Below are 6,000 nucleotides of genomic sequence, written 5' to 3' on the forward strand. Positions count from 1 at the left end.
ATAATGACTTAAAATCAAAATGAAGATAAAACAAAGCAGCTTATATCAAATAATGTGCCATTTCTTCCTGGAAAAAAATGCTTTAATTTATGAATATTTTAATATCAGGCTGATATTAAACTGCTCGAATGGGATGACCGCTAGATGATTTTTATCATTATTAGCAGCTTTATTCTTCTCAGCTGTATTTTGGTTTTGATGCAATTCTATGAGCTTAGGCAGCATATACAGAACTCTTTAATTGCATGGCTGCCACAAACTAAAAAACAGTTCATCACAATTAAGCAATTTATACATCAATTTAAACTGGCTGGATCTCCAGACTATCTACAATCACATTGGTATTTACAACAATGGTGGATCTTGATTGCCGGGTCTATATTGTTTATCAGCATCCTGATTTTTTCTTTGACTCGGCCTGTTTCTGCCAGTATGTCTGAGGCACGTTATTTACAAAAAGTCGACCCGCAAATATATGCACTTTTGGAAGGTCAAATTTTGACTCCACCTGAAGAAGTCGATGAGGCTCTCATTCTGGAAGCTTTACAGGGAGATCAATATGCCCATCAACCGGTAATTTCAGCGCAACGATTTAATTCTAATATTCAGGATATACATTTAAATCACTATCAAGATCTGAATCAAGCTGATCGCAAATGGCACAAGATGAATCCGCGTTTTAAGCAGCGTTTATTGATGGTATTTAAAATCATGCAGGAACAGTATGGCTATGAACTGGTATTGCTTGAAGGTTATCGGAGTCCAGAAAGACAGAACTCATTGGCGACCAATAGGAATATTACCCAAGCCAAAGGCTTTCAGAGTTATCATCAGTTTGGTTTGGCTGCAGATATTGCTTTTAAGCGTCATGGCAAAGTGGTGATTAGTGAACGTGATCCATGGGCTATGCGCGGTTATCAACTGTATGGACAAATCGCAGAGTCAGTTGGACTCACTTGGGGGGGACGATGGAAAACCATTCAAGATTATGGGCATACGGAATATCGTATGTCTGGTCTGAAGAAAACTCCTGAAATGGCTTATCAATTAATAAATGAAAGTCAGCTGTAAACTCATGCAATAACATCCCAGCCATAAAGAATGAGCAGAAGATACATCTGCTCATTTCTATTATTTATTTTTCATCAATAAAATTCTGCATATGCTGCAAAACATCCGCCGTCTTTTCACCATGTAGCCAGTGCCCTGCATTTTCAATCACTTCAATCCGTGCATGAATAAACTGCTGATTGATGGCTTCAAAATGTTCAGGTTTAGAGATATACGATGAATTTCCACCTCTTAAGAATAATGCTGGAAGTTCATTTTTTTCTATCTTCTCCCAAGCAGTAATATCTTCATAATGATCATACAGTGCTTGCACATTAAACAACCACTGCCCTTTATTGAATGATTTTAAAAGAAACTGGATGACCATTTCCTCTTGAATATATTCAAGCATAATTTTTGCTGCTTCATTCCGTGAAGCAACTTGCGCCTGCTGGACTGCAAACAAGGCTTTAAATATTTCAGAATGATGGTTTTCTTGATATTGAATTGGCGTGATATCTAATACAACCAGTTTTTCAATCTGATCAGGCGCCAGGTCTGCCAGTTTCATGACAATTTTTCCGCCCATCGAATGTCCGACTGCAATAAATTTTTTAATATTTAAACTGGCTAAAGTTTCTAAAATATCTTCAGCCATGATTTGATAATTCACTTCATTAGAATGGTCAGATAAACCATGATTTCTGACATCAATTTGAACCGTAGTTGTCTGCTCTGAAAAATGTCGGGCTAACATACCTAAATTACTTAAACTACCAAATAAACCGTGAATAAATACCATTGGTGCTAAAGTTGATGTTTCATGGGTTTGTATTTGATAATTCAGGATCATTTGAGAATTCCGTGATTTCCTATGTTAGGTGTTAATAGTGGAGTTATATTGGAAGTTAATCAATTGCCAATGACATAATTTAAAATTTTGCTTAGGCTATTTTTATGGAAATAAAATCTGCTTAGGCTAAATTGCAAGATCTGTTTATAATTGAGTGTCATATCAAATCATTAATAAAAAATATTTTAAAATTTTTAGGAAATATACGAGCTTTAGAGGTTTATTTGGGTATTAAGTTTTAGTTATGGGATATGGAATTTTGTGAGAATTAATATAAAGTAGAGATTTGCTTAGGCTATTTTAGTGTGGAATGATTTTACCGCCCTTCGTTTGAGTAAAAAGAAACACATAAATATTTAATATTTCTTAATAAATTTCAAAAGTAGCTGATATATACCCGGTAAAATTTGTATATAAATAGATTTTTATAAAGTTTATTTAATGAATAATTTAAAATGCAATGAAATCCATATGCTACGTATCAGAGTATTTATGCATTTTATAAGCAAGCTGAAAGTCGAAAAAAGGGGCTAATTTTTTGGCCCTACCCTTTTTTATCCGTCTATACCTTTATCAAGATCAACATTCCTATAAGATATGAAGATTTAATTTCATTAGCTTCTATATGCTTCATATCTGATAGTTTAAAGTAGTGTATAAAATGTATTCTAAGGCTATCTTATGAACAATTTAGTTAAAAAAAGCGTTGAATTCTTGGTGGATCAAGACGTTTTTGAGTCAGCAGAATGTGTGATCACAGAAGCCGGATTAACTCCAGCAGAATTAATTACGATAGTTTATGGTGAAATTGTTCGAACAGGTCAAATACCTATTATTCCTCAAGTAGGAACTAAGGATTTCAATATAGCTCGATTAACAGCAGCGAGTTATTCTATTCCAACTGTCAAAGTTTCCATTCCAGAACAGAAGGATGCATTTTTAAATGATGATGGTGGCTATTAAAACTCAATACAATGCTCTTGCTTTTATGGATTAATTACACTTCCCTACTTTTACAAAATATTGCGGTGGTCATACCTGAATTATTCATACTCTGTGCTTGTCGATCCAAAAAGTTTTTAGCAATCATCGCCATTGTAGGCGCCATATTGAGCTCTTGATTTTCTTCAGAAACTTTTTGAATCTCTTCATAAACCGTTAAACGCTGACAGAATGCCTGACGTTGACTTTGGGCATCTGCTTTCTGATCTGGCTCATCTAAAATATGTTTGGTTTCATTGACTATTTTTGTTTGCGCAGCAATAAACTGATCATAATCCGCTTGTGAAAGCTTTTCGGCAAAAGCCATATTGTTCAATTGCATGCAAATAAAGAAAGTACATATTAAAGATGAGGATTTGATCATTTCGAAGGTCTTCTTTTAGTTTTCTTCTTTCCAGACATCTTCATAATCATCTGCATCAATCATGAAGCGGTAGCCCTGCTCTAAAGCCAGGTAAGGTAAAACTTCAGGGGCGATATCCTGTAACTCACGCACAGTCATGGTTTCAAAAGCATCTTCATTTGAAGCCAGTTCACCACCATAAATATACCAGCTAATATTTTCGTCTGTTTCAGGCTTTCTACGGATTCCGACAATTGGATCCTGCTTCAATGTATGTACAGCCACTGCAACGACATCATCACCACTTACTTCTACATAGGCAGAACCGACCTCTTCACACAGCAATTTCTGCTCTACAATCAGTTCCTGTAATGGTGATAACTTCTGCGTGTTTTTCGACATTTGGTTTGACTCATTAAATTCTTTAAATACCGCTTTAGTTTAGCCTAGTTTTAAAAAATCTAATGCGTATTTTTATAAACAACCTGGAGATCTGTCCTTAAAAAGGATTAAAGACAGATCAAAAATTAAGCTTATTGGAAAACTTTGAAGCGTTGATCATCTTCCAGATAATCTTTAGCACGCGCTTCGCCTTCAACTGAACCAAATACCAGTTGAGCACGAAGTTTCCAGTTTTCTGCAATATCCCATTCTGCATGAACCTGCTCATCTACTATTGGATTATAGTGTTGTAAAGATGCACCCAGGCCTTCAGTATGCAATGCTGTCCAGGTAGAGAACTGAGCAATAGCAGTTGAATGTTCTGCCCAGATGGGGAAATTCTCGGCATAAGATGGAAATTGCTCTTGCAAGCCTTTTACTACATTTTGATCTTCAAAGAATAAAACTGTACCCGTACCTGCAGCAAAGGTTGCCATTTTTGCAGTCGTTTTTGCAGCACTTTCTTCATCTTTGGCATAGCTTTTTAATTTATCAGCGACAAAGCCCCAGAATTTTTCATGTTCGCCATTGAATAAAATAACGGCGCGAGATGATTGCGAGTTAAAAGATGACGGACTTTGCTTGATCGCATTTTGAATCAAATCAGTTAAATATTCAGGAGACTGTTCTACATTTTTACCAATGGCATAAATAGTACGGCGTTTTGTAATTAAATCTAAAAACTGATTGGACATTCGGTTAAATCCTTAGATATATCTTCGGGAAAACTGGAACCTTCACTTATTTTTATGAAGGAATTCTAATGAATAAGAACTCTATGATTCATTTACTCACAAGTACTGATAGCTTAAAAAAATATGACTGGAATAGCTATATTATTAAAGTAATATCTTTATATATTCTTTTGATAAAGAATAGTTTTTTAATTTATTGTTTATCAAATGATAAAATAAATGCCCTTTTCTGAGTCAATTTCTGTTTTAAAATAAATCACTATGTTCAATGATGTAGCAGAAATTTGTTTTGATGATAAATATAGAAATTTGCTTAGGCTATTTATTATAAGGGAAATGTCAATCCTAAGAAATCGCCATATAAAATCATCCTCCAATTTGGAGGATGAAATTGAATGAATCAGCTTAAATTTACTTAGAATTTGGCATTAAGCACTTGAGCAGAGACTTTATTTTTCCAAAGATCACGTAAGATTGGTAAATAGAATTTTTCACCTAGTTCTACCAGTTCAGCATCAATCAAGCCATGCACATCATGCATAAATAGGTAATCCAGATCCACACTAGAAAGCTTAAGATGTTTCTTCTGATATTCTCTGCGTTTTTGCTGTGCCTCTTTCACCAACTGATCTGCAAATGTCTTATCTTTATACTGGGTGATCGCATTTAAACGCAATTCAATAATGCCCCACCCTGTTAATAACATCTGAAACGTTTCAAAGTCCTGAGTGGTTGATTCCCACGTCATTTCATCAAGATTTTCATTTTCCGGGAGAACAGGTAAAAGAAGTTCCATTACGTTTGGAAAAATCTTTTTAAAATTCAGAATAAATTTAACAGGATGCTCACCTGGATAATCCTTGAATTGAACCTTTTTTTGAACATCTGTTAAATAAATATCAAGCATTAAATTTTCCTTAAACAACCTGCCATTTTATGGATGTTTATTCATAAGTCATAGAAACTCATGCTGAATAAACGACAAAACAGCAGTAAAAACGAACTGCATTTTAGCAGCTATATACGCTTATTCAATGTTAATTCGGTATGAGAAGTCATGAGGATAGGCTTTAGCACTAAAAAAACTTCAATAGTTATCTCTAAACATCCTTCTAATACGATTTCACCCGTAATTTTAAATTCTTTCTTTTATTTACTCATGAATCTATAAACTTAACAACTCCTGATGAGGAGAATAAAAAAGCCCACTCACAGAGCAGGCTTAATAAACAATTATAATTTGAGTTAATCTATCTCACCAGTTTTTCCGGTTCCCATACATTCGATACACTGGCTTCCACAACGTTATAGCCGGTACCGCTACAGCTGCTACACTTCTTTTTCGTATAATCTGGATATAGATCCTTATCTGGATAGGGCTCTTCCAGATCAAAATCATCATCAAAGTCAGTCATCACCCTTACCTCATTTTTCTAGTTATCAGGGAATTTCTATTAGTAATCCTTCATTGCATATCTGTCAAAACCTGAACGATAGATGGTTCATAGCATTTAATAAACAAGCTCAATTGAATGAGAATTTTCCAGCAAAAACATGTGCTTGTTATTTATTAAAATTTGTATTAATTATCCTTAGATATTAGACTTCTTGCGTTA

At 34.5% G+C, this 6,000-nt stretch carries 8 protein-coding genes; 2 read left to right on the forward strand and 6 right to left on the reverse strand.

The window, feature by feature from the left end; translation table 11 throughout:
* The first annotated feature begins 144 nt into the window (after nt 1-144).
* Complete coding sequence (locus tag B3143_RS12700; RefSeq protein ID WP_004785911.1) at nt 145-1,071, forward strand: M15 family metallopeptidase; 927 nt, start codon at nt 145-147, stop codon at nt 1,069-1,071.
* A 64-nt stretch (nt 1,072-1,135) separates the two neighbouring features.
* Here the strand turns inward: B3143_RS12700 and B3143_RS12705 are convergent, their stop codons facing one another.
* A complete protein-coding gene (locus tag B3143_RS12705) occupies nt 1,136-1,903 on the reverse strand; it encodes an alpha/beta fold hydrolase (RefSeq protein WP_004785914.1) in 768 nt (255 codons plus the stop codon).
* A gap of 681 nt (nt 1,904-2,584) precedes the next feature.
* Between B3143_RS12705 and B3143_RS12710 the strand changes: the two genes are divergently transcribed.
* Nucleotides 2,585-2,866 (forward strand): type II toxin-antitoxin system RelB/DinJ family antitoxin, encoded by a 282-nt coding sequence (locus B3143_RS12710; RefSeq protein WP_004785917.1) that lies wholly within the window; start codon nt 2,585-2,587, stop codon nt 2,864-2,866.
* A 34-nt stretch (nt 2,867-2,900) separates the two neighbouring features.
* On the opposite strand, the gene B3143_RS12715 is transcribed toward B3143_RS12710, so the two are convergent.
* The 5 genes from B3143_RS12715 to B3143_RS12735 all read right to left on the reverse strand — a co-directional run bounded on the left by B3143_RS12715 (nt 2,901) and on the right by B3143_RS12735 (nt 5,799).
* On the reverse strand, nt 2,901-3,269 hold the full coding sequence (locus tag B3143_RS12715; RefSeq protein WP_004785920.1) for a hypothetical protein: 369 nt from the start codon (nt 3,267-3,269) through the stop codon (nt 2,901-2,903).
* Between the two features lie 15 nt (nt 3,270-3,284).
* Nucleotides 3,285-3,650: an immunity protein Imm33 domain-containing protein gene (locus B3143_RS12720; RefSeq protein WP_004785922.1), complete on the reverse strand. Its 366-nt coding sequence runs from the start codon at nt 3,648-3,650 to the stop codon at nt 3,285-3,287.
* 131 nt (nt 3,651-3,781) lie between these two features.
* The gene (locus B3143_RS12725; RefSeq protein ID WP_004785923.1) at nt 3,782-4,384 is read right to left on the reverse strand and encodes a nitroreductase family protein; all 603 of its coding nucleotides are present in this window, start codon (nt 4,382-4,384) and stop codon (nt 3,782-3,784) included.
* 415 nt (nt 4,385-4,799) lie between these two features.
* On the reverse strand, nt 4,800-5,291 hold the full coding sequence (locus B3143_RS12730) for a hypothetical protein (protein ID WP_286740806.1): 492 nt from the start codon (nt 5,289-5,291) through the stop codon (nt 4,800-4,802).
* 343 nt (nt 5,292-5,634) lie between these two features.
* Nucleotides 5,635-5,799 (reverse strand): hypothetical protein, encoded by a 165-nt coding sequence (locus tag B3143_RS12735; protein WP_004785929.1) that lies wholly within the window; start codon nt 5,797-5,799, stop codon nt 5,635-5,637.
* Nucleotides 5,800-6,000: the final 201 nt, after the last annotated feature.

It is taken from the genome of Acinetobacter sp. UBA1496 (genome assembly GCF_002324975.1).
Taxonomy (GTDB): domain Bacteria; phylum Pseudomonadota; class Gammaproteobacteria; order Pseudomonadales; family Moraxellaceae; genus Acinetobacter; species Acinetobacter variabilis.

Bases quoted from the DNA above. Each gene is read 5' to 3' on its own strand.
- B3143_RS12700 (WP_004785911.1), top strand. From the start codon at position 145: ATGATTTTTATCATTATTAGCAGCTTTATTCTTCTCAGCTGTATTTTG.
- B3143_RS12705 (WP_004785914.1), bottom strand. From the start codon at position 1,903: ATGATCCTGAATTATCAAATACAAACCCATGAAACATCAACTTTAGCA.
- B3143_RS12710 (WP_004785917.1), top strand. From the start codon at position 2,585: ATGAACAATTTAGTTAAAAAAAGCGTTGAATTCTTGGTGGATCAAGAC.
- B3143_RS12715 (WP_004785920.1), bottom strand. From the start codon at position 3,269: ATGATCAAATCCTCATCTTTAATATGTACTTTCTTTATTTGCATGCAA.
- B3143_RS12720 (WP_004785922.1), bottom strand. From the start codon at position 3,650: ATGTCGAAAAACACGCAGAAGTTATCACCATTACAGGAACTGATTGTA.
- B3143_RS12725 (WP_004785923.1), bottom strand. From the start codon at position 4,384: ATGTCCAATCAGTTTTTAGATTTAATTACAAAACGCCGTACTATTTAT.
- B3143_RS12730 (WP_286740806.1), bottom strand. From the start codon at position 5,291: ATGCTTGATATTTATTTAACAGATGTTCAAAAAAAGGTTCAATTCAAG.
- B3143_RS12735 (WP_004785929.1), bottom strand. From the start codon at position 5,799: ATGACTGACTTTGATGATGATTTTGATCTGGAAGAGCCCTATCCAGAT.